Below are 3,165 nucleotides of genomic sequence, written 5' to 3' on the forward strand. Positions count from 1 at the left end.
AGCCCGATCAGATTGCGCCCTTCGAACAAGGCCTCGCCGCTGATGTCCGCGTTGGGCAGCAGACCAACGATCGCCTGGGTGAGCACGCTCTTGCCCGAGCCTGACTCCCCTGCAATGCCGAACAGAGAGCCCTGCTTGACCGAAAATGAGACGTTGCGGACGGCATGGACGACGCCGTCCTCGGTCGGAATATCGACCGTTAGCTGCTTGACTTCAAGAAGTGCCACGTTCTAACCCTTTTGTACTGGATCGGAAGCCGGCGCCGCAACGGGCGCCGGCTTGTGCTCAGTTCAACGTTCGAGCCAGAGATTGGTCCAGTCGCCTTCGACGCCCAGCGCATAAGGCTGGTAGTTTTGCACTTCCTCGCTGCGATACTTCGGGTTCTTGTTAGCGATCAGCGGAATGACAGGCACGTCCGCCATCACGAGCTCATCGACCTCGGCCCACAACTTCCCGGTCTCCTCCGGTGTGGTGGCGTTGATCGCCTGTGCGGCAATCTCATTGGCCTTGGCGTTGTTGTAGTCGGTGTAATTGTAAGTCTGGTGCGTGCCGTTGAAGGTAAACTGTGGCTGGAACACGGAGCGCGCCGCGCCCCCGACCCAATCCGGCGTCCAGCCAACGGGCGCGATGTCCCAGGTGCCTTTCTTGGTGTTGATCGGATTGGTCATGAACTTGGAGTAGTAGTCGGCGGCAGTGACCGGGCTGAGCTCAAGTTTGATGCCAGCGCGTGCCATGCTGGCCTGGATCGTAGCGGCGGTGGTCGCCTCCATATCCTTGTTGCGATAAGGCATCTTGAGCGTAATCCCATCCCGAAACCCAGCCTCGGCGAGCAACTTCTTCGCCTTTTCGGGATCGCCCTTTGAATCCGGTGACGGATAGAGCTCGAACTTGTGATGACCGAGCACGCCAAGACCGAAGATGCCGCCGACCGGTTCGGCGACCGTCATGCCGCCCCATTGCTGTGCGACCGCCGCCTTGTCGACGGCATAAGCCAGCGCCTGACGGACCTTAAGGTTCTTCAACGCGCTGTTGTTGTTGCTAGATACGGTGTTGATGAACAAGAAGTTGGTGTTGCCGGCCGACATCGCGGTTAGCTTCTCGTCGCCATTGGCGACAAGCGTCGCCAGGATCGCGGTCGGAACATTGATGTCATAAGACAAATCGGCATCGCCTGCCTGCAACTGCTGCATGATGGCGTCGGGCTGCATGCCCATGGTGATCTCGATCTCGTCCACATACGCTTTGCGCAGAGGATCGCTCTCGGCCTTCCAGGCCGGATTGCGCACGAGCTTGAGGCTCGTATCGGGCGCGTATTCGCCGATCGTGTAGGGACCGCTGCCGATGAAATGGGCGCGGTACTCCGGACTGTCCGGAATGTACTCCAGCGTCTCTACCGGCACCGGTGCAGGCATTGGCAATGACAGCATGTAGATAAAGTCTCCGGCCCGCTCCTTGAGCTTGAAGACGACGGTGTTGTCGTCTGGGGTCTCGATGCCCTTCACATCGTTTTCCTCGATGTACTTCTTCATCGCCGCGGCGGTCGGTTCGACCTTGGCGAAGCCATTACAGAATTCGGTGAGACCCGAGACTAGCGCCGTAAAATAGGTGAGCGTTGCAGCCTGCAGATGCGGGTTGCACAGACGCTTAAAGCCACGTTCCACATCCACGGAAGTGATCTGGCGCGCGCCCGACGGCGCGTTCCACTCGGCGCCCTGGCGCAGTTTGAACGTGTAGATCAGGCCATTGTCGGTCGGTTGTGGCACTTCTGTCGCCAGATCGCCAACAGRCTTGATCGCGACGGTCGGGTCGTTCGAAGCCTCGTAGCTGATCAGTTGCCGGGAAATGGCCCGCATCAGATTGTTGGTCGGAACCATACCCGCAAGTGCTGGATCCATGTGATCCGGCTCGCCGGTGGCGAGTATTCGAAGTGTGCCGCCCTTCTGCGGCTCCTGCGCCTGCACGTTTGCTGTGAGGGTGCCTGCCAGCACCATCGCAGCCCAAATCGGAATTGGCCTTTTATGAATGCGCATTCGCTCCTCCCTGAGCACCAGCGTGAATGCCCAACATCTGTCATAAAAACCCAAGCCAGGCAAAAGAAATTTAAGCTGTTGTGAAATTTTTATAGTGTGGAAAAATACTTTATGAGTCTGGCGAACAATCGGGTATCAGCTCATTAATCGACTTCACTAAGGGCGCGCCGCATAGTTGCCAGTGGCCGGGCGCACGATGGATTTCAAGATGGTTTCGCAACCAAGCACCGAGCAAACGGACGCGGCCGATCAGCTTACGCAGGCATCGCTCGGGAAAAAAATCCGCAAGCGGCGTCGTGCCCTTGAAATGACGTTGCAGCAGGTGTCAGAAAAGGTGGGATTGTCGATCGGTTTCCTGTCGCAAGTCGAACGGGGCATGTCGACGCCATCCCTGTCTTCGCTCTGCAACATCGCCGATGCGCTTGGGACCAACATCGACACCTTCGTCCCAGCGCCACGCCAAACGGCTGCCGTTTCTCGCCAGGGAGAACGCGAAACGTTCAATCTGGGGGACATCAGCCGGAGCTACGAACTTCTGGGCCGCGGGTTTCCCGGCGCCCAGCTGCATCCTTCCCTGGTCCGTCGTCCCGCAGGGCATATGTCCGAGATCATGCGCAACGAAGGCGAAGATTTCGTCTATATCCTTGAAGGCACCATGCTCCTTGAAGTGGATGGAGAACGTCACATCCTGAACAAGGGGGATTCGATGCATTTTCAATCTCATCTCCCGCACCGGTCTGCGACATTGGGCAACGAGACAACACTGGAACTGTGGGTTCGCACGTTGCCGTTTTTCCCCAACGGTCGCGAGGACGACCAGTCGGATCAGTAATCGACAAGCGGTCTCGCGCAGATACACGCGGCTTGAGAAGCATGCACTTTGCAACCGGCAACGCGAGAAGGGGATGTCTGGTCAGCGCACGGGCCACTTGGGACCGCCAAAGCAACAATACCGACGCGCGAGTGTGTTGCCAGCTCCATATCCGCGAGGGTCGCTTTCACGGAAGCGAACGTGGTGCCTGCTTCAGGCAGCACAGACGTGGGGGGCATGTGGCGCGCCGAACCATGATCGAGCGCAGCGCCAGGTCCCTGCGCGGTTGAAGTTGAGAGCATATTCAGCGGAGGGATCCAGCCC

General features: G+C 58.5%; 3 protein-coding genes. 1 reads left to right on the forward strand and 2 read right to left on the reverse strand.

Features of this window, described 5'->3' with window-relative positions; all coding sequences use genetic code 11:
• Both AC1DUU_RS27405 and AC1DUU_RS27410 read right to left on the reverse strand, forming a co-directional pair.
• The coding region (locus AC1DUU_RS27405) for an ATP-binding cassette domain-containing protein (protein ID WP_476786502.1) at positions 1-227 on the reverse strand (227 nt) is incomplete at its 3' end.
• 63 nt (positions 228-290) lie between these two features.
• Entirely contained in the window at positions 291-2,030 is a 1,740-nt protein-coding gene (locus tag AC1DUU_RS27410; protein WP_476786503.1) for an ABC transporter substrate-binding protein, read from the reverse strand.
• A gap of 196 nt (positions 2,031-2,226) precedes the next feature.
• Between AC1DUU_RS27410 and AC1DUU_RS27415 the strand changes: the two genes are divergently transcribed.
• Positions 2,227-2,862 (forward strand): helix-turn-helix domain-containing protein, encoded by a 636-nt coding sequence (locus AC1DUU_RS27415; protein ID WP_476786504.1) that lies wholly within the window; start codon positions 2,227-2,229, stop codon positions 2,860-2,862.
• Positions 2,863-3,165: the final 303 nt, after the last annotated feature.

Source organism: Aminobacter sp. P4_H6_2, assembly GCF_056400805.1.